Origin of the sequence: Dermatobacter hominis (genome assembly GCF_020715685.1) — a bacterium.
In the GTDB taxonomy this organism is placed as follows: Bacteria; Actinomycetota; Acidimicrobiia; order Acidimicrobiales; family Microtrichaceae; genus Dermatobacter; species Dermatobacter hominis.
Genome location: NZ_CP085840.1, coordinates 4273421 through 4292733, shown reverse-complemented (window position 1 = coordinate 4292733; position 19313 = coordinate 4273421). Strand labels below are relative to the sequence as shown.

Here is a 19313-nt window from a genome sequence, read left to right as displayed (position 1 = left end):
GAGGACGACGTGGACGGCATCGAGCTCATCCCGGTGCGGGGCCTGCCCGAGGTCACGCGGGGCGCGGACCTGGCCGGCATGGTGTGCGACGCGATCGAGCTGCGTGCCCGCGACGTCGTCGTCGTGACCCAGAAGGTCGTGTCGAAGGCCGAGGGCGCGATGGCCGAGGTCGACCCCGACGACCCCTTGTCGCACAAGCCGCTGGTCGAGCGCGAGTCGGTGCGCATCCTGCGCCGTCGCGGCGATCTCATCATCTCCGAGACCCGTCACGGCTTCGTGTGCGCGAACGCGGGCATCGACCTGTCGAACGTCGAGCACGGCTGGGCCGCGCTGCTGCCCGAGGACCCGGACCGCTCGGCGCGCCGCATCCGCGACGGCATCCGGGGCCGCACGGGCACCGAGGTGGGGGTGATCGTGTCGGACACGTTCGGGCGCACCTGGCGGCGCGGCGTCACCGACGTCGCGATCGGCTCCGCCGGGCTCGTGCCCGTCGTCGACCTCCGCGGCACCCAGGACGCCTACGGCCGGGAGCTGCAGGTGACCGAGGTGGCGGTGGTCGACGAGATCGCCGGCGCCGCCGAGCTCGTCATGGGCAAGTCGACCGGCGTGCCCATGGCCGTGGTGCGGGGGCTGGGGCCCGAGGTGTTCGTGCCGGTGAGCGACGACGGCACCGAGGAGCGCCGCGGCGTGCTGACCGACGTCGTCCGGGCCCCCGCCGAGGACCTCTTCCGCTAGCGACCGCCCGTGGCGGGACCGTCAGGCGAGGGTCCCGCCGTCGACCTTCACGCACGTGCCGTTCACGTGCGCGGCGTCGTCGGAGGCGAGGAAGGCGATCGTGCTGGCGACGGTCTCGGGGCCGCGGTGGGTGTCGAGCGCGGTGATGCGGTTCACGAGCTTGATGTCGGCGCCCTCGGGCAGCCGGAACTCGTTCTGGATCGGCGTGAGGATCGAGCCCGGGGCCACGCTGTTGCAGCGCACGCCCTGCTTGCCGAACTCGACCGCGAGGCACTGGGTCAGCGCGTAGACGCCGCCCTTCGACGCCGAGTACGACACGGCCCACGGGTGGCCGGCCAGCGAGGCGGTCGACGCCGTGTTCACGATGTTGCCGCCGGTGGCGAGCAGGTGGTCCATGACCTCGCGGCACACCAGGAACGTGCCGGTCAGGTTCACGGCGATGATGCGGTCCCAGTCCTCGAGCTTCGTCCGGCGCAGGTCCTCGAAGTGCAGGACGCCGGCGACGTTGATCGCGACGTCGAGCCGCCCGTGCTCCGCGACCGCCGAGGCGACCAGGTCGGCGACGCTGGCCTCGTCGGCCACGTTCGACACGGCGGAGAACACCTTCGACCCGGCGGCGCGGCAGGTGTCGGCCGTCTCCTCGAGGCCCTCGGCGTTCACGTCGGACAGCGCGAGCGTGGCACCCTCGGCGGCGAGGCGCTCGGCCGTCGCCCGACCGATGCCCGATGCCGCACCCGTGATGAGCACGACCTTGTCGGCGAACCGATCCACCTCGCACACCCCCTGGCGACCGCAGCCCGCCGTCGCGCTCCGCCGGCCACGCCGGCACCCGTCGACCTGACGGACCGTCAGATGATAGAGCCCCGCCGGACGCGCACCAGCGGGCGGACGACCGCCGCCACCGGCCCGGCGGCCGCGGGATCAGCGGTCGCGGAACCAGTCGAGCGTCGTCGCGGTGCCGGCGGCCAGGTCGGTGAACGGCTGCCAGCCGAGGTGCATCTTCGCCCGGGTGGCGTCCAGGCACGACCGCTGCAGCTCGCCGATGCGGGCGGGGGCGTGCTTGGGCGGTGCGTCGACGCCGGCGTTGGCCGCCATCGTCGTGTACAGGTCGAGGACCGAGGACTCGACGCCGGTGCCGATGTTGCAGAGCAGCCCGCTGCCCCGCTCGGCGGCGCGGACGAAGGCGTCGACGACGTCGTCCACGAACACGTAGTCGCGGGTCTGGGACCCGTCGCCGAAGACCGTGCACTCCTCCCCCGCCAGGAGCTTGCCGGCGAAGATCGCCACCACGCCTGCCTCGCCGTGCGGGTCCTGCCGAGGGCCGTACACGTTGGCGAGCGCCAGGGACGTGTACTCGAGCTGGTGCAGCTCCCGGTAGGCGTAGAGGTAGTCGGTCGCGACCTTCTTGGACACGCCGTACGGCGCCACCGGATGCTGCGAGTGGCCCTCGCCGACCGGGAGGTCGTCGGGGTCGACGTCGCCGTAGATCGTGCCGCCGGACGAGGCGAACACGACCTTGCGGGACCCGGCCCGCCGGGCGCCCTCGAGCACGTTGAGCGTGCCGAGCACGTTGATGCGGGCGTCGAGCGCCGGATCGGCGACCGACACGCGCACGTCGATCTGCGCGCCGAGGTGGAACACGACCTCGGGGCGGCGGCGCTCGAGCAGCTCCGACACCGCGGGGTCGCAGATGTCCATCTGGTGGAACGTGAACTCGTGGTCCAGGTCCGCGCGCGCGTCGGCCAGGTTGCCGAGCTTGCCGCTCGACAGGTTGTCGACCACGTCGACGGCGTGGCCCTCGGCCAGCAACCGGTCGACCAGGTTCGAACCGATGAACCCGGCACCGCCGGTCACCAGAGCCCTCATCTCATCCCCCTCAGGTGGGCCACTCGGTGGGCGGTGGGAACCGCCCTCCCGACTCGGCGGTGCCCGCCGGCACGTCCTCGTCGAACCCCACGACCGACAGGTCGGTGAGCTCGCAGCTCTCGCCCACGACCGAGCGGGCGCCGACGATCGACCGCTGCACCGTCGCACCGGCCGAGACGCGGGCGCCGGCCATGACGACCGAGTCCTCGACCTGGGCGCCCGAGGCGACGATCACGCCCGGCCCGATCGCCGAGCGCTTGACGATCGCGCCGGCGTCGATCCGGGCCGACTCGTGGATGGCGGGCTCGAACGAGCCGCGCAGGCCGTCGAGCAGGTCGAGGTGGGCCTGCAGGTAGGCCTCGGGCGTGCCGGCGTCGATCCAGTACGACGCCGCCTGCAGCCCGTAGAGGCGGCCCTGGGCGACCAGCTCGGGGAAGATCTCGCGCTCGATCGAGCGGCGAGCTCCCGCCGGCACCAGGTCGAGCACCTCGGGCTCGAGCACGTAGGTGCCCGCGTTGATCCAGTGCGTGGGGGCGGTGCCCGGCTCGGGCTTCTCGATGAACGCCTCGACGCGCCCGTCGCCGTCGAGCGGCACCACGCCGTAGCGGGACGGATCCTCGACCTCGGTCAACGCGATCGTCGCCGCGCCGCCGGCCTGCCGGTGGTACCGCCAGAGCTCGCCGACGTCGAGGTCGGTGAGGACGTCGCCGTTGAGCGCGAGGAACGTGGAGTCGATCTCGGCCTCCCGTGCCGCGAAGGCGATGGCACCGCCGGTGTCGAGCGGCTCGGGCTCGACCGCGTAGCGAACCGGCACGCCGGCGACCTCGCCGTCGGGGAACTCCCGGAGGAAGACCTCGGGCTGGTAGCCGAGCGACAGCACGACCTCTTCGACGCCCAGGCCGCCGAGGTGCTCGACCACGCGCTGCAGCATCGTGACGCCGCCCATGGGCAGCATCTGCTTGGGGACGCTCAGCGTCAGCGGGCGGAGCCGGGTGCCGAAGCCCCCGACCAGGATCACGGCCTTCATGTCAGCCCGGCGTCGACGTCGTGGTCTCGGCGGGCGCGGTCGTGGTCGACTCCGCGGGGGTCGACGAGGCGGGGGTCGTGGTCGACGTGGCCGAGTTCAACCCCTCGTCGGTGGCCTGGCCGGGCTCGACGTCGGACGGGTTGGCCAACTCGCTCACCGACGGCGGCAGCGGCGGCGTGAAGCCCGACGGGTTGAACGACAGCACGTACACGCCGCCGTCCTCGGTGAAGCGGGCCTCGTTGATCTCGGAGCCGGTCAGCTTCTCGGGATCGGTCTTGTCGTTGGCCTGCGGCGGCCAGACGAACAGCGCCAGCTCGGCCTTCTTGCCCTCGCACTCCTGGCCGTCGGACTTCTCGGTGCCGTCGAACAGTTTCATCGTGCCGTCGGACACCTCGGCGCCGATCTGGTCGAAGAACGCCTGCATGTTCGCGTTCTCACCCGAGGCGCCGGCGCCGAACGGGTGGACGTGGATCAGGCCGTCCTGGTGGGTGTGGATGCCGAGGCGGTCCGGCCCGTCGTCGGCGGCCGGGTCGAGGTACTCGCCGCACACGTTGATGCCGAACGCCTCGTGCCAGTGGTCCCGGGTCGTGGGCGACTCGCTGGCGGTCGCCTGGCGGTTGTCGCGGGCGATCAGGACGAGCGCGGTGCCGATGACGACGATGGCGATGATCAGCGCCGGGTACATCAGGTTCCGGCGCTGCCCGGGGGCGCGGCTGACACCGGCCTGCTGGACGCGCCGGATCTTCTTCGAGGAGGAGGCCTTGCCCATACGGCCGTAGACGGTAGCGCCGGGAGGGGGTGCGGACCGAACCAGCCCCAGCCGGCGCTCAGGCGTCGAGGGTGGTGTGGCTCACCCGCCGGCGCGGCGGGCGAGGCGGTCGCGGCGCACCGACTCGAACAGCCGCTCGTAGGCCGCACCGACGGCCGCCGGCGACACCCAGCCCTCGACGAACGCCCGGCCCGACGCCCCCATCCGGGCCATCCGGTCGCGGTCGTCGAGCAGCCCGTCGAGGGCCGCGACGAAGGCATCGGGGTCCTCGGGCGCCACCGAGATGCCGGCGCCGGCGCGCTCGATCGTCGTCGCCACCTCGGTGCCGGCGTCGACGCTCGCGAGCACCGGACGGCCAGCCGCGAGGATCGAGTACAGCTTCGACGGGACGCTCGAGCGGGCCAGGCCGGTCTTGAGCGGCACGAGGTGCAGGTCGCCGGCGGCCAGGACCTCGGGGAGCCGCTCCCGGGGCTGCATGTCGACGAAGCGCAGGTTGTCGAGACCGGCCGCCGACGCGATCAGCGCCTCGCGCGCCGAGCCGCCGCCGTTGACGACGAACACGACGTCGTCGCGGCCGCGGTCCCGGTAGCGGCGCGCCGCCTCGACCACGAGGTCGAGCGACTGCGACAGGCCGACGTTGCCCGCGTACATCACGACCGTGCGGCCGGTGAGGCCGTACTCGTCCCGGTACCCGTTGTCGGGCGCCGACGGCCGGATGCGCTCGGTGTCGACGAAGTTGGGGATGACGTGGACCCGCTCCGGGCGGGCGCCGCCGAGCTTGGCGGCGACGTTGTCGCGCAGGTCCTCGCTCAGCACCGTGACGGCGTCGGACCGGCGGTAGAGGAACCGCTCGAGCCAGGACGCCACCGCGATCACGCGCCGGTCGGTGATCGCGCCGAGCTCGACCGCGACGTCGGGGAACACGTCCTGCACGTTGAACACGAAGGGCGTGCCCCTCGGGACCGCCGCCAACCAGCCGGCCACGCCGAGGGGCAGCGGCGGCGACATGACCATCACGACGTCGGGCCGGATGCGTGTCATCGCCCCCCGGACCGCCGCCATGCCGGTGAACCCGCCGAACGCGACGGCCCGCGCCGGGATGTTCGTCTTGTCGGTCGGGAACGGGTGCAGCCGGGTGATCCAGCCCCACGGCGTCGCCTCGGTGCGGGCGGGACGGCCGGTCCAGCCCTCCTCCACCGCGTGGTGCCGGTACCAGGGCAGCGCGGTCACGACGTGCATCCGGTGGCCCCGCGCCGCCAGCGCCTCGACGATCGCGGTCATCACCTCGCCGGTCGGGGCGACGTCGGGGGCGTAGTGGGGGCAGAGGACGAGGATGTTCATGCGTGCGGTGCTGCGGATCGGTGCGTGGGCGATCGGGTCAGGACGGGGCGGCCCGGCGGTAGGCGCCGAGCAGCGCGGCGGCGGTGCGGGCGGGCGTGAAGCGTGCGGCCCGCTCCCGGCCGGCGGCGATGCGACGGGCCCGGGCCTCGGGCCCCTCGTCGACGACAGCTTCCACGGCGGTCGCCCACGCTGTCACATCCTCCGCCGGCACGAGGTCCTCGGGCCGGGCGACCTCGGGGAGCGACCCGGCGTCGGCGGCGATCACGGGCACGCCGCGCACCATCGCCTCGAGCACGGGCAGGCCGAAGCCCTCGTAGCAGGACGGGACGGCGACGGCGGTCGTGGCGGCGAAGAGCGACTCGAGCTGCTCGATCGGCACGCGACCGGTCCGCAGCACGCGACCGTCGAGGTCGGGGCGGCGGATGCGGGCCAGCACGTCGGCCTCGGCCGCCGCCGCCCCGCCCGTCAGGACCAGGCGCAGGTCGGGTCGGTCCCGCGCCGCCAGCGCGAACGCGTCGAGCAGGACGAGGTGCTGCTTGTGGGGATAGGTGATGGCCGGGTACAGCAGGAACGGGTCGTCGCCGAGCCACGGCGGCAGCGGGAACGAGGCGGGCTGCTCGGGCGGGCGGGGCGGCGCCACCCACCAGGGCACCACCTCGACGTCGCCCGGCGAGACGCCGAGGAGGTCGACGACGCGGTCGCGGGTGAACTCGCTCGGCACGGTGACCACGTCGGCGGCGCGCGCCGAGCGACCGGCCATCAGCCGGATGTAGGCCCGCTTGGCCGCCCGGAAGTTCTGCGGCATGTCGAGCGGCTGCAGGTCGTGCACGGTGAGCACCGTCCGGCCGGGGTGGCGCAGCGGCAGCACCCCGCCGGCGTGGTGCACGACGTCGGCGTGGATGGTCCGGGTGGTCGACGGCAGCCAGGTCTGCTCGGCCAGCACCCTGCGCCGCTTGTCGCGCCCGTCCTGGTCGAGGACGTGCAGCTCGAAGCGGTCGGCCAGGTCGGGGTGCGCGGCGGCGAACTGCTCGAGCACCGCCAGGTGGACGTCGACGTCGGGCGCGCCCTCCTGCCCGAGCGCGTCGCCGACGGCCCGCAGCGCGTCGGTTGTCGACTCCTCGCTCCCGCCCACGACCCCCGGGACGAGCCACAGCAGGTTGACGAGCACCCTCGTCGTCACGGGCGTCGCCCCCCGGCTCCGGCGGCGAGCCGGTACACCTCGGCGTAGGCCGCGGCCGTGTCCTCCCAGCGGAACCCCGCGGCCCGCTTCGGGCCGGCCTCCCGGAGCCGGTCGGCGAGGGCGTCGTCGTCGAGGACCGAGCGCAGCGCATCGGCGAGCAGGTCCGCTCGACCGGGCGGTGCGAGGACCGCGGCGTCGCCGGCCACCTCGGCCAGGGCCGTGCCCGACGACGTGACGAGCGGGGTACCGGCGGCGAGCGCCTCGAGTGCGGGGAGGCCGAACCCCTCCGCCCACGACGGCAGGCAGCACGCCGCTGCGCCGGCGCGGAGCGCCAGCAGCTCGTCCTCGCCGACGAAGCCGGTGCGGACGATCGGGCCCGGCACCGCCGCCAGGTGCTGGGCCGTCTCGGGACCCCAGCCCGACGGCCCGGCGACGACCAGGGTCAGGTCGGCCCGGCCGATGCGGGCCAGCGCGTCGGCCAGCACCGGCAGGCCCTTGCGGGGCTCGACCGTGCCGACGAAGAGGACGTAGGGCCCGGCGAGCCCGAAGCGGCGCCGGACCGACGCCCCGCCGTCCGCCGGGGCGGTCACCGGGCGGGTGCCCCACGGGACGACGTGCAGGCGGTCGGGGTCGAAACCGTGGCGACGGCAGTCCTCGGCGACCGACCGGGACGGCACCACGACGGCATCCGCGTGGTCCCGGATCCGCCGCAGGGCCGGCGCCATCAGGCGGACGCCGCGCCGAGTGAACCACTCGGGCCGACTGAGGGGGAACAGGTCGTGCACGGTGGCGACCAGCGCGGCCCGGGACCGGGGCGGGCCCATCGGCACCGTGAGGTGCACGACGTCGACGCCGCCGAGCACCGAGGTGACGACCGGCTCGACCGCGGGGCGGCCCAGCCGGTCCCACGAGTCGTACAGGACCGTCGCCGGCAGCGGCAGGGTCGCCACCGGCACCGAGGTCGGCAGCGTCACCGAGGTGGACGGCACGCCCCGGGCCCCGACCCCGGCCAGGCGCACGTCGGACCGGGCGGCCAGCGCGTCCACCAGCTCCAGCACCGAGGTGGCGGTCCCGCCGGGCACCCGGTGCCACAGCTGCGTGAGCGTCACCGCCACCCGGGGACCGGGCTGGGCGCCGTCGGGGCGCGGCGGGGACGGGACGGCGGCGGGCACGACGGCCATTGTCCCGCGCGTCCGCCGGCCCGCCGCGCACCGTCGGCGGCCCGGGAGGGGGCCGCAGCGGGCCCGGCCGGGCGCCGGCGGCGCCACGAGGGCGGCGGGGCGATGGCGTAGGTTGTTGGGCCGATGGCCGGTGACCGAGCGTTGGACTTCTGGCGTGACAAGCACGTCCTCGTGACCGGGGGGCGGGGCTTCCTGGGCTCCGCCGTCCTGCGCGCGCTGCAGGCACGGGGCGCCGGTCGGATCACCGCGCCGACCTCCGAGGACTTCGACCTCCGCCGCCGCGAGGACGCCGACGCCATGGTCGACCAGCACCGGCCCGACCTGGTCGTGCACCTGGCGGCCAAGGTGGGCGGCATCGGCGCCAACATGGAGCGGCCGTCGGACCTCTACCTCGACAACCTGCTGATGGGCACCTACGTGCTCGACGCCACGCTCCGGGCCGGCACGCCCAAGACCGTGATGATCGGCACGATCTGCTCGTACCCGAAGTTCACGCCGGTCCCATTCAGCGAGGACTCGCTCTGGCACGGCTACCCCGAGGAGACCAACGCCCCGTACGGCGTCGCCAAGCTCGCCCAGCTGACGCAGCTGCAGGCCAACCGGGACCAGTACGGCCAGTCGGCGGTCTACCTGATGCCGACCAACCTCTACGGCCCCGGCGACAAGTTCAACCCGGCAGTCAGCCACGTGATCCCCGCCCTGATCAAGAAGTGCGTCGACGCCAAGGAGTCCGGCGCCGACGCGATCGAGGTCTGGGGGACGGGCACCGCCTCCCGGGAGTTCCTCTACGTCGACGACGCCGCCGACGCGATCGTGCTCGCCTCGGAGCAGTACGACGAGGGCGAGCCGGTCAACCTCGGCACCGACGAGGAGATGCCGATCCGGGACCTCGTCGGGATCATCACCGAGCTCGTCGGCTTCGATGGCGAGGTCCGCTGGGACACGTCCCGTCCCGATGGCCAGCCCCGGCGGCGAGTCGACCCGAGCCGGGCGAAGAAGTACTTCGGCTTCGAGGCCTCGGTCCCCTTCCGCGAGGGCCTGCGCCGGACGATCGACTGGTACGTCGCCCACCGCGACGAGGCCGAGGCCCGCACCTCGTAGACCACTCGGCGTGGTGGAGGCGCGTCAGCTGACGCGTCTCCACCACGCTGCGTGGGGACGCCGGCCGGGCGGGTCGCCCGGCACTCGGACCCCCGCTCGATGCCGCTCCGCCACGGACGGTGGCGACATGGGTCGTGGACGCGTCAGCTGACGCGCCTTCGCCACGGTCAGTGGCAGGCGGCGGCCTTCTCGGGGTCGGTCGGTACGATCCCGGGCGGTGCGGCGTCGGCCGGCGCGTCCTCGAGGATCGTGGTCGTCGTGCTGCCCTCGACCGTCGAGGTCGTGCCCGGCTCGGTCGTGGTCGTCGCGCCCTCGTCGCCCTGCGGCACGGTCGTCGTGGCGAGGCCCGGCGGGAGCTGGTCGACCGGGAGCGCCTCCTGGCGGACCGTCGGCACGTCGCCGCCCACGTTCAGCACGACGCGGAACCCGATGATCTCGTCGTCCTCGACCAGCTTCGGGACGTTGCCGAGGTGGCGGGCGAGGAGGATCGCCGCCTCCCGGCCGGCCGGGCCGTAGCTGATCGTCGTGGCGCCGGAGGAGCCGCGGGCCTCGACGGGCTCGGCGTCGAAGCCGACCTGGTCGAGCTGGTCCGACACGCTCTTGAGGGCGTCGGCGGCCTTGGACGAGCCCCGGACGTCGACGATGACGGCGTTGGGCTGCATGGAGTCGCCGCCGCTCGCCCAGAACGGCACCAGCAGCGGCATCGCCTGGTCCCAGATGACCTCCTGGTACGCCACGCCGCCGCGCGGGGCGGCCTCGGTGGGCACCTGCTCGGTGAGGAGGTCGTCGGGGTTGAACGACCGGAACTGGTTCAGCAGGTCGAGGATCGTCCCCACGTTGAGCGTGTCGTCGAGGACGACGGCGTTCGAGGCGGCGTCGATCATCCCGGTGGCGGTGCTGGGGTTGCGGATGCCCTGGTCCGAGGCCCGGCGCATGGCCCGCTTGATGAAGTCCTGCTGCCGGGTGATGCGCCCGAGGTCACCGGTGCCGTCGGTCTTCCACTTCCCCTTCTCCTGGAACTCGAAGTGGCGGCTGCGGGCGTAGGCGAGGGACTGCGCCGGGTCGAGCATCTTGCAGCCGGGCGTGTCGATGTAGAGCCCGGTCGTGCGGTCCCGGACCGGCGTCGTGAAGTACACCGGCACGCCGCCCAGCACCTCGACGAGGTCCTTGAAGGCGGCGAAGTCGACCTCGACGTAGTTGTCGATCGAGATGCCGAAGTTGCGCTTGATGGTCTGGACCAGCGTCTTCGGGCCCTGCGGCCCGCCGATCGCGGCGTTGATCCGCTGCATCGAGCCGTCGGGCAGCTCGATCCGGGTGTCGCGCGGGATCGACAGGAGGCGGGCGGTGCCATCCTGCGGGTTGACCCGGAGGATCATGATCACGTCGGCCAGGTTCTCGCCGTCGAGGCGGCCCTTCACGACCGGATCGGACTTGTCGAGGCCGGCGTGGGAATCGGTGCCGATGATCAGGATGTTGCGGGACTCCTCGACGTCGACCGGGGCCGACAGGGCGCCGCCGACGTCGACGACGGGGACCTGCTCGAGCGTCGTGCGGACCTTGGTGAGGGCGCCGGCGACGGCCAGGCACGCGATCACGAGGACGGCGTTGACGCCGATCAGGATCCGCTGGGGCCAGGTGCGGCCACGCCGTCCGGCGCCGCGTTCGCAGCGCCCCGCGCCAGGTTGCGTCCTCCGTGCCACGATCGACCGAACGTAGCAGCGGCCGGTCACCACCCCGGGGCACCCGGCGCGCCGCCGTCGCGGCGCTCTCAGGAACGCCCTGGGGGCCCGGCGACGCCCCCGCCGTAGGATCCGGCGATGGTCGGAGCCGCCCCCGCCACCGATCCGGCCCCGGGTCGGACGTCGTGAGCGCGGCGCGCGCCACCGACGGGCCGCTGGCGGTCGTCGGCGGCCGGCTCTGCACCGGGCTGCTCGACGTGACCGAGGACCTGGCCGCGCTCGACTCGGAGGGCTTCTGGGCCGTCGTCCTGCCCTCGACCGGTCCGCCGGTGTGCGCCCGGTTCGCCGAGGTCCGCCCCGCCACCCCGTGGCCGGGGCTGCCCTGGTCCGGGCCGGACCCGTCCTCGTGGTCGACGAGCCTCGACCGCGACGCGTTCCGGGCCGGGGTCGAGGTGATCAAGGAGCGGATCCGCGCCGGCGACGTCTACCAGGTGAACCTGACCCGCCGGCTCAGCGCCCCGCTGCCGGCACCGGCGCCCGGCACGACGACCGACATCGCCGCTCTGGGGGCCGCCCTCGCCGTGGGCAACCCGGCCCCGTACTCGGCGGTGGTGCGGCTGCCCGACCACGGGGTCCACGTCGCCAGCGCCTCGCCCGAGCGGTTCCTGTCCCGCGACGGCCGGGTCGTGCGGTCCTCGCCGATCAAGGGCACCGCGCCGGTGGCCGAGGCGCTGCTGCCGAAGGACCGGGCCGAGAACGTGATGATCGTCGACCTCGTGCGCAACGACCTCGGCCGCGTCTGCGACTGGGGCACCGTGTCGGTGCCGTCGCTGCTGGCCGTCGAGGAGCACCCCGGGCTCGTCCACCTCGTGAGCACGGTCGAGGGCCGCCTTCGCGAGGGCGTGGGGTGGCCCGAGGTCGTCGCCGCCACGTTCCCGCCGGGTTCGGTGACCGGTGCGCCCAAGTTGGCGGCGCTGTCGGTGATCGACGAGCTCGAGACCGCGCCCCGGGGGGTCTACTGCGGTGCGGTGGGCTGGGTGGACGCCGATCGAGGCGTCGGCGACCTCAACGTCGCCATCCGGACGTTCTGGGTCGAGGACGGCCTCCTGCACCTCGGCACCGGGGGCGGCATCACGATCGACTCGGATCCCGACGGCGAGTGGGAGGAGACGGAGCTCAAGGCCCGGAACCTGCTCCGCGTCGCGGCCGGGACGCAGGCGGCACGATGACGGGGTGGCCGGGACGCGGCCACGGGCTCGAGGAGGCGCGACGGTGAGCGCAGGGGGATCGACGACCGGCGGGGGCGCCTCGACGGTGCTCTGGATCGACGGCGGACCGGCCGACCCGGCCACGGCCGCCGTGGCGTGGTCCGACCACGGCCTCACGGTCGGCGACGGCGCGTTCGAGACGATCGAGCTGCGCGACGGGGTGCCGTTCGCGTTGACCCGCCACCTCGACCGCCTGGAGCGGAGCTGCGAGCTGCTGCGGTTCTCGCCGCCGGCGCGGGCCGAGCTCCTCCGCGCGGTCGAGGCGGTGGCCGGCGGCTGGGGCGGCGAGCCGGGCCGCCTCCGCATCACGGTCACGACCGGGTCGGGCCCGATGGGGTCCGACCGGGGCGGCGCCCCGCCCACCCTGATCGTGTCGGCGACCTCGCTGGTCCTCCAGGTCGAGCCGACCGCCGTGCTCACGGTGCCGTTCACCCGGAACGAGCGCGGTGCGCTCGCCGGCGTGAAGTCGACGTCGTACGCGGAGAACGTCGTGGCGCTGCAGCGGGCGCGCGAGCAGGGCTGCTCGGAGGCGATCTTCGCCAACACGGTCGGGCACCTCTGCGAGGGGACGGGCTCGAACGTGTTCGTCGGCGTCGACGGCCTGCTCGTGACGCCGCCGCTGTCGAGCGGCTGCCTGGCCGGCGTGACCCGGGCGCTGCTGCTCGAGGCGCTCGCCGCGGCGGGCACGCCGGCGGCCGAGGCGGACGTGCCGATCGAGGAGTGGCCGAGCGTCGACGAGGCGTTCCTGGTCTCGACCACCCGCCACGTCCAGCCGATCTCCCACGTCGATGGTCGGGCGCTCCCCCGCTGCCGCGGGCCGCTGACCGAGCGGGCCGCCGCCGCGTGGGCCGCGCTCCGCGCCGGCCCCGCCGATCCCTGATCGGGCTGCCCGCCGGCCGCCGGTCGCCCCCTGAACCGACCGCACGGCGGCCCGGGTGGTCAGTCGGTCGGCCGGAGGTGCACCACGTCGCCGACGGTGACGGTCCGCACCTCGCCGGCGTCGTCCTCGACGACGAGCGCCCCCGACGCGTCCACGTCGACCGCCGTGCCCGTCAGCAGGCCCTCGCCGGTGCCGGCCTCGAGCTCGACCGAGATCCGCCGGCCGATCGTCGCCGATCGGGACCGGTAGGCGTCGAGGAGCCGGTCGACGTTCGGCGTCGAGCGACCGAGCTGCCCGAGCCAGCGGCTGTCGAGCGACACCAGCAGGTCGGTGACGACGACCTCGGCGTCGACGTGGCCGCCGAGCAGGATGTCGAGCGACGTCGCGGTGGCGACCAGCTCGTCGGGCATCGCACCCCAGTTCAGGTTGAGGCCCAGCCCGACCACGAGGCACGGCCCGAGGCCGCCGAGGTCCTGGTGCAGCTCGGCCAGGATCCCGCCCACCTTCAGGTCGGCCCCGTCGGCGCCGACGCCGGGCGCGACGAGGTCGTTCGGCCACTTCACGCGCAGGTCGGGCGCGGCGTCGACCACCGCGAGCGCGACCGCCGCGTTGACGAGCGGCCAGCGCGCCGGGTCGATGTCGCCGACCGGTAGCCCTACGGTCATGAGGAGCGACGAGCCCGGCGGCGCCTCCCACGTCCGGTCCCGCCGACCGCGGCCCGCGGTCTGGTGACCGGCCACCAGGACGACCGGCCGGCGGTCCTCCGACGGGTCCTGCGAGCCCAGGATCGAGACCACGTCCGCGTTGGTCGAACCGGTCTCATCCACCCACCGGAGGTCCGCGAACCGGGTCCCCGTGAGCGCTGCTTTGGCGCGTTCGAACGGCATCGGGCGAAGATAGGTCGTGTTTTCCAAGGTGCTGATCGCAAATCGTGGTGAGATCGCGGTCCGGGTCATCCGGGCGTGTCGCGAGATGGGGATCTCCACGGTGGCCGTGTACTCCGACCTCGACCGGGACGCGCTCCACGTGCGCCTGGCGGACGAGGCCTACGCGCTCGGGGGTCAGACGGCCGCCGAGAGCTACATCGACGCCGACAAGGTGCTGGACGTGATCCAGCGCTCCGGCGCCGAGGCTGTCCACCCGGGCTACGGGTTCTTCTCCGAGAACAGCGACTTCGCCCAGCGCATCACCGACCTGGGGGTGACCTTCATCGGTCCGCCGCCGCCGGCGATCGACGTGATGGGCGACAAGATCTCGGCCCGCCTCGCCGCCGAGAAGGTCGGCGTGCACGGCGTGCCGGGCACGACCGACATCATCACCGACCCGTCGCAGGTCAAGCAGTTCGGCGAGGACTTCGGCTACCCGATCGCCATCAAGGCCGCGTACGGCGGCGGCGGGCGCGGCATGAAGGTCGTCGGCTCGCCCGACGAGGTCGAGGCCGCGCTCGAGTCCGCCCAGCGCGAGGCGCTCGCCTACTTCGGTCGCGACGAGTGCTACATGGAGCGCTACCTGACCGGCCCTCGCCACGTCGAGGTGCAGGTCCTCTGCGACGCCCACGGGAACGCCGTCTACCTCGGCACCCGTGACTGCTCGGCGCAGCGCCGCCACCAGAAGCTGATCGAGGAGGCGCCGGCCGCCGGCATCCCCGACCGCATCATCGCCGAGATGGGCGAGGCCGCCGTGGCCGTGGCCCGGGGCTGCGACTACGTCAACGCCGGCACCGTCGAGTTCCTCTACCAGGACGAGTCCTTCTACTACCTGGAGATGAACACCCGGCTCCAGGTCGAGCACCCCGTCACCGAGATGGTCACGGGCAAGGACCTCGTCGAGCTCCAGCTGCGCGTCGCCGCCGGCGAGCCGCTGCCGTTCACCCAGGACGAGATCCAGATCGACGGCCACGCGATCGAGACCCGGATCAACGCCGAGCTCGTCGCCGAGGGCGCGTTCCTCCCCTCCCCCGGTCCCATCACCAGGCTGCGGGTGGCCTCGGGCTACGGCACGCGCTGGGACGGCGGGTACGAGGAGGGCGACGAGATCTCCCAGTACTACGACAACCTCACCGGCAAGCTCTGCGTGTGGGGCCGCAACCGTGACATCGCGATCGCGCGGATGATCCGGGCGCTCGAGGAGTTCGAGATCGAGGGCGTGGCGACCACCATCCCGGCCGACCTCGCGATCCTGCGCCACCCCGACTTCCAGGCGCTCACCCACTCGACCAAGTGGGTGGAGGACACCCTGGACCTGACCGGGGTCGGCGCCGTGCCGGCGGCCGCGGGCGACACCGAGGCCGAGCCGAAGGTGCGCCGCGACGTCGACGTCGAGGTCAACGGCAAGAAGTTCGCCGTGGCGCTCTACGTGCCCGAGTCGCAGCTGGCGCCGGTGGCCGGCGGGCCGGCCGCGAAGCCTCGCCCGAAGCGGGGCGGCGGCGCCGCCGGGGGTGCCAGCGCGGCGGGCAGCGGCAAGATCGCCGTCCCGATGCAGGGCACGATCGTGAAGGTCAACGTCGAGGTCGGCCAGGCCGTCTCGGCGGGCGACCCCGTCGTGGTGCTCGAGGCCATGAAGATGGAGAACAACGTGGCCGCCGACATCGACGGCACGGTCACCGCCGTCAACGTGGAGCCGGGCCAGTCGGTCGCCGCCGGCGAGGTCGTCGTCGTGATCGAGGCCGCCGAGGGCTGAGCCCCGCGGCGTCGACCACGGTCGCGCCCACCCGGTCGGCGATCAGGCCGGCCGGGTGAACACGTACAGGTTGTTCAGGCCGAGCTGGAAGCGGCGCTCGAGCGTCAGCTCGAAGCCCTGGTCCGCGAACAGCGGCGGCAGGTCGGCCGGCACGAACCCGTAGTGCTGCTCGGTCTCCATGCCGTCGAGCACCCGCGCCTTGATCATCACGTCGAGGATCTGGTCCACCGCCGGCGACGGCACCGTGATCACGACCAGCCCACCCGGGCGCAGCGCGTCGTGGATCGCCGCCACGAGCGCCGGCTGGGCGTCGGTCGGGATGTGCTCGAACACCGCCAGCATGGTGACCACGTCGAACGGGCCCGACCCGGGGGGCAGGTCCTCGGGGAAGTGCCCGGGGACGAGCCGGTAGGCCGGGCCCTCGAGCTCGCCGAGCAGGTCGCCGTCGAGCCCCAGGCCGGAGCGCAGCGCCGGGCCGATGGCGCGGAACAGCGCGCCGTCGTGGCAGCCGATGTCGAGCACCTCGGCCCCCGGCGGGATCAGCGAGGTGGCCTGGGCGATGCGCCAGTCGCGCAGCACGCGGTCGAGGAGCTTCACGAGGTTCTCCGATCGGGGGGTCGGGAGCGTGGCGGGCAGGTCGCCCGCCGTGGGTCAGGGCACGGGGCGGCGGACGAGCGCGGACGCCGAGGACCGGCTGGACGGCAGCGACAGCACGCCGAGGAGGAGGCTGCACAGGGCGGTCTGCACGCCCAGGATCAGCACGGTCATCGACGGCACCACGAGACGGAGGCTCGACCGGGCGTCCTGGGGCGAGAAGTCCCACTTGAGCACCGCGGCGGCCAGGCCGACCGCGCCGAGCAGGATCGCCACCGCCGCGACGGCGAGCGCCTTCTCGAGCGGGAAGAGCTGCCGGAACCGGTCGACGCGCACGTCCATGGGCAGCAGGCCCTCACGGCTGGCGAACGACTTGGAGAGGATGGCGAACCAGATCGACTGGTAGCCGATCACCGCGAGCCCCGACGAGACCACGAGGCTCGACACGTCGAGGTCGAACGATCCGAGGTCGATCGGCGTGATCGACAGCACGGCGCCGAGCGTCACGCCCAGCACCATCAGCACGACGCCCGGGTAGAAGAACAGCCAGCGCGGGCTGTAGAGCATGAGGAAGCGCAGGTGGCGCCAGCCGTCGCGCCAGCTCCGCAGGTGCGGCGGCCGGGAGCGCCCGTCGGGGCGGAGGGTGGTCGGCACCTGGTCGATCCGCAGGTGGCACAGGCTGGCCTTGACGACCATCTCGCTGGCGAACTCCATGCCGGTCGTCGACAGGCCGAGGGCGAGGATGGTGTCGCGCCGGAAGCCGCGGAGACCGCAGTGGAAGTCGCGGATGTCGCTGCGGAAGAAGAGCCGGCCGATGAAGCTCAGCACCGGGTTGCCGAGGTAGCGGTGCAGCGGGGGCATGGCGTCGGGCGCGATGCCGCCGGCGAACCGGTTCCCCATGACCAGGTCCGCGCCGTCGCGCAGGTGCTCGACGAAGGGGTCGAGGTGCTCGAAGTCGTAGCTGTCGTCGGCGTCGCCCATGATCACGTAGGTGCCCCGGGCTTCGGTGATGCCGCCGATCAGCGCGGCGCCGTAGCCCTTCTCGGCGACCTCGACGAGGCGGGCACCGCAGCGGATGGCGATCTCCTGGCTGCCGTCGCTGCTGCCGTTGTCGGCGATCACGACCTCGCCGTCGACACCCGCCCGGAGGAGGTAGCCCTGGGCCTTGCGGATGCAGGTCTCGAGGGTCTCGGCCTCGTCGAGGCACGGCATGACGATGGTCAGTTCCATGGGAGGGCACGAGCCCCGCGGCGTTCGGTTCCACGGGGACGGGTCGATGTTAGGCGCCGGGCGGCGGGCCCACGCGCCGGGGCCGCTCCCGGAGCGGGGCGCTGCCCCGGGGGGGGGTCAGCCGCCGCCGCGGCGGCGACGCCGGCCGCGGGACCGCCGGACGGGCGCGACGGGCGGTTCGCCCGCCGGTTCCGGCCCCGGGTCGAGCGCGGCCGGTCCGGCGACCCGGTCGCCCTCGGCAGGCCCGTCGACCACCGCTGCTGCGTCGACCACTGCTGCCCCGGCGGTGACGGGCACCACGTCGCGCTCGCCCTCCGCGTCCCCGGCGGATGCCGCGCCGTCGGCGGGCGACGCCTCGGCCGCGGTGGGCGGAGCCGGCCCGTCGTCGTCCGGCGGTCCCCCCTCCGGGACCTCGGCCCCGTCCCCGCCCGGCGACCGGGCGGCCAGGGCCGGGATCCGGCGCAGCGCCAGGGCGACCGCGACCAGCGCGGCGAGGGCCGTGAACCACGAGTACCGGTAGGTGGGGCTGATCCCGGCCACCGCCAGGCCCACGAGCGAGAGCACGCCGGCCGCGAGCAGGCAGCGGGCCTCGAGCACCTTCCGGAGGCCGGCGACGGCCGAGGCGGCCACGAGCACGAGCAGGAACGTCCACCCCCGGAAGACGTTCCGCTCCTCGAACCAGTCGAGGGCGTCGAACACGTCCTCGTGCAGCGCCGGGTACGTCCGCTCGGGCAGGGGGCACGGGCTGTCCCACGTCTCGGGCCGGGAGCCCTCGTCGTTGATGCTCCGCAGGGGGTGCGGCCCGGATCCGCCGAGCAGCGCCCAGGTGTAGGTCAGCCGGGTGCGGAGGTAGTCGTCGGGGTGCTCGAGCACCGCGTCGAGCCAGGCCGTGCGCAGGCGCGCCACCTGGCCCGGGGGCTTGAACGGGTCGACGGGCGTCCCCGGCGCGAAGAAGTAGGCGTCACCGGCCCGGGGGTCGAAGTACTGGTCCACGTCCTCGAGCGTGGTCCCACGCGGGAACGTGCCCTTCGGGAAGAGCATCTCGTGCTCGTCGAGCGAGATGCCCGCCAGGTCGAACATGTAGGTCGACTGCTCGGCGTGCACCGCCTCGGGCTGCACGACGAGCGAGTCGAGCAGCGTGACCGAGAGGAGCAGCAGCACGACGACCGACACAGACGTCACGATGCGACGCGCCCAGCCGACCCCGCGGAACTTCCCGAACAGCGACGCCGGGACGGGCCAGCCGACCAGGACGACGACCGCGACCGGCAGCACGGCGTTCTTGCGCGCCGCGATCGCCAGCCACAGGCAGACCGCGGCGCCGACGAGGAGGGCCCGACGGGCGCGGCGCCGCTGCTCGGTCGAGGCGCGCCCGAGCAGGGCGATGCCGAGCAGGCACGCGGCGGCGAACCACTGGTCCTTGCCGATGTGGCCGAGCCAGCCGAGGGTGCCCGGGAACAGGACGATCAGCGACGTCGCCACGACGGAGGCCCAGGGTCGCAGCCAACGGCTGATGATCAAGTGGATGGCGACGATCGTCGCCGCAAGCGTCGCCAGGAACAGCCAGACCGGTGCGACGAAGTGGATGCCCCACAGCCATGTGATCACCGGCGCGTGCCAGTCGTTGTACTCGCCCGACATGGCCTGCCAGCACATGTCGAGCGAGTCAGGGACCATCGATCCAGGGAGGAACGCAGCCGCCACGAAGGCGTACAGCGCGCCCAGGACGGCGGCCCGGGCCACCCGTCCGGGCCGCAGGACGTCGGCCACCCACCTCCGACGG

Annotated in this window: 17 protein-coding genes; 5 read left to right on the top strand and 12 right to left on the bottom strand. The window is 73.8% G+C overall.

Going from position 1 to position 19313, the window contains the following annotated elements:
* Positions 1-9 precede the first annotated feature (9 nt).
* Positions 10-735, top strand: a complete 726-nt coding sequence (gene cofE / locus LH044_RS19995) for a coenzyme F420-0:L-glutamate ligase (protein WP_227757406.1) — start codon at positions 10-12, stop codon at positions 733-735.
* Positions 736-756: 21 nt separating this feature from the next.
* Here the strand turns inward: cofE and LH044_RS19990 are convergent, their stop codons facing one another.
* The 7 genes from LH044_RS19990 to LH044_RS19960 form a co-directional block, all read right to left on the bottom strand.
* Positions 757-1506: an SDR family NAD(P)-dependent oxidoreductase gene (locus LH044_RS19990; protein ID WP_227757405.1), complete on the bottom strand. Its 750-nt coding sequence runs from the start codon at positions 1504-1506 to the stop codon at positions 757-759.
* A 150-nt stretch (positions 1507-1656) separates the two neighbouring features.
* Complete coding sequence (locus tag LH044_RS19985) at positions 1657-2601, bottom strand: NAD-dependent epimerase/dehydratase family protein (protein ID WP_227757404.1); 945 nt, start codon at positions 2599-2601, stop codon at positions 1657-1659.
* Positions 2602-2611: 10 nt separating this feature from the next.
* Positions 2612-3628, bottom strand: coding sequence for a nucleotidyltransferase family protein (locus LH044_RS19980; protein ID WP_227757403.1), 1017 nt, complete (start codon positions 3626-3628; stop codon positions 2612-2614).
* Position 3629: 1 nt separating this feature from the next.
* Positions 3630-4397, bottom strand: a complete 768-nt coding sequence (locus tag LH044_RS19975) for a hypothetical protein (RefSeq protein ID WP_227757402.1) — start codon at positions 4395-4397, stop codon at positions 3630-3632.
* Positions 4398-4478: 81 nt separating this feature from the next.
* Complete coding sequence (locus LH044_RS19970) at positions 4479-5738, bottom strand: glycosyltransferase family 4 protein (protein ID WP_227757401.1); 1260 nt, start codon at positions 5736-5738, stop codon at positions 4479-4481.
* A gap of 37 nt (positions 5739-5775) precedes the next feature.
* A complete protein-coding gene (locus tag LH044_RS19965; protein ID WP_227757400.1) occupies positions 5776-6918 on the bottom strand; it encodes a glycosyltransferase family 4 protein in 1143 nt (380 codons plus the stop codon).
* A complete protein-coding gene (locus LH044_RS19960) occupies positions 6915-8090 on the bottom strand; it encodes a glycosyltransferase family 4 protein (protein WP_227757399.1) in 1176 nt (391 codons plus the stop codon). The genes LH044_RS19965 and LH044_RS19960 overlap by 4 nt, the downstream gene beginning before the upstream one ends.
* 132 nt (positions 8091-8222) lie before the next feature.
* Here LH044_RS19960 and LH044_RS19955 point away from each other — a divergent pair, with 132 nt between their 5' ends.
* Positions 8223-9200, top strand: a complete 978-nt coding sequence (locus LH044_RS19955) for a GDP-L-fucose synthase family protein (protein ID WP_227757398.1) — start codon at positions 8223-8225, stop codon at positions 9198-9200.
* Positions 9201-9367: 167 nt separating this feature from the next.
* Here LH044_RS19955 and LH044_RS19950 read toward each other — a convergent pair whose 3' ends face one another.
* Positions 9368-10900 carry an LCP family protein gene (locus LH044_RS19950; RefSeq protein ID WP_227757397.1) on the bottom strand — a complete coding sequence of 511 codons (1533 nt, stop codon included), beginning with the start codon at positions 10898-10900 and terminating at the stop codon, positions 9368-9370.
* Between the two features lie 164 nt (positions 10901-11064).
* Between LH044_RS19950 and LH044_RS19945 the strand changes: the two genes are divergently transcribed.
* Both LH044_RS19945 and LH044_RS19940 read left to right on the top strand, forming a co-directional pair.
* Positions 11065-12108 (top strand): anthranilate synthase component I family protein, encoded by a 1044-nt coding sequence (locus tag LH044_RS19945; protein WP_227757396.1) that lies wholly within the window; start codon positions 11065-11067, stop codon positions 12106-12108.
* Positions 12109-12151: 43 nt separating this feature from the next.
* Entirely contained in the window at positions 12152-13027 is an 876-nt protein-coding gene (locus LH044_RS19940; protein WP_227757395.1) for an aminotransferase class IV, read from the top strand.
* Positions 13028-13086: 59 nt separating this feature from the next.
* On the opposite strand, the gene LH044_RS19935 is transcribed toward LH044_RS19940, so the two are convergent.
* Positions 13087-13914 (bottom strand): biotin--[acetyl-CoA-carboxylase] ligase, encoded by an 828-nt coding sequence (locus LH044_RS19935; protein WP_227757394.1) that lies wholly within the window; start codon positions 13912-13914, stop codon positions 13087-13089.
* Positions 13915-13930: 16 nt separating this feature from the next.
* Between LH044_RS19935 and LH044_RS19930 the strand changes: the two genes are divergently transcribed.
* Positions 13931-15706, top strand: a complete 1776-nt coding sequence (locus LH044_RS19930) for an acetyl/propionyl/methylcrotonyl-CoA carboxylase subunit alpha (RefSeq protein ID WP_227757393.1) — start codon at positions 13931-13933, stop codon at positions 15704-15706.
* Positions 15707-15748: 42 nt separating this feature from the next.
* On the opposite strand, the gene LH044_RS19925 is transcribed toward LH044_RS19930, so the two are convergent.
* The 3 genes from LH044_RS19925 to LH044_RS19915 form a co-directional block, all read right to left on the bottom strand.
* Complete coding sequence (locus tag LH044_RS19925; RefSeq protein WP_227757392.1) at positions 15749-16303, bottom strand: class I SAM-dependent methyltransferase; 555 nt, start codon at positions 16301-16303, stop codon at positions 15749-15751.
* A 54-nt stretch (positions 16304-16357) separates the two neighbouring features.
* The gene (locus LH044_RS19920; protein WP_227757391.1) at positions 16358-17530 is read right to left on the bottom strand and encodes a glycosyltransferase family 2 protein; all 1173 of its coding nucleotides are present in this window, start codon (positions 17528-17530) and stop codon (positions 16358-16360) included.
* Positions 17531-17647: 117 nt separating this feature from the next.
* Positions 17648-19300 carry a hypothetical protein gene (locus LH044_RS19915; protein ID WP_227757390.1) on the bottom strand — a complete coding sequence of 551 codons (1653 nt, stop codon included), beginning with the start codon at positions 19298-19300 and terminating at the stop codon, positions 17648-17650.
* Positions 19301-19313: the final 13 nt, after the last annotated feature.

Excerpts from the sequence above, each read along its gene's own strand:
- LH044_RS19985 (WP_227757404.1), bottom strand. The coding sequence starts at position 2,601 with ATGAGGGCTCTGGTGACCGGCGGTGCCGGGTTCATCGGTTCGAACCTG.
- LH044_RS19980 (WP_227757403.1), bottom strand. The coding sequence starts at position 3,628 with ATGAAGGCCGTGATCCTGGTCGGGGGCTTCGGCACCCGGCTCCGCCCG.
- LH044_RS19975 (WP_227757402.1), bottom strand. The coding sequence starts at position 4,397 with ATGGGCAAGGCCTCCTCCTCGAAGAAGATCCGGCGCGTCCAGCAGGCC.
- LH044_RS19970 (WP_227757401.1), bottom strand. The coding sequence starts at position 5,738 with ATGAACATCCTCGTCCTCTGCCCCCACTACGCCCCCGACGTCGCCCCG.
- LH044_RS19955 (WP_227757398.1), top strand. The coding sequence starts at position 8,223 with ATGGCCGGTGACCGAGCGTTGGACTTCTGGCGTGACAAGCACGTCCTC.
- LH044_RS19935 (WP_227757394.1), bottom strand. The coding sequence starts at position 13,914 with ATGCCGTTCGAACGCGCCAAAGCAGCGCTCACGGGGACCCGGTTCGCG.
- LH044_RS19920 (WP_227757391.1), bottom strand. The coding sequence starts at position 17,530 with ATGGAACTGACCATCGTCATGCCGTGCCTCGACGAGGCCGAGACCCTC.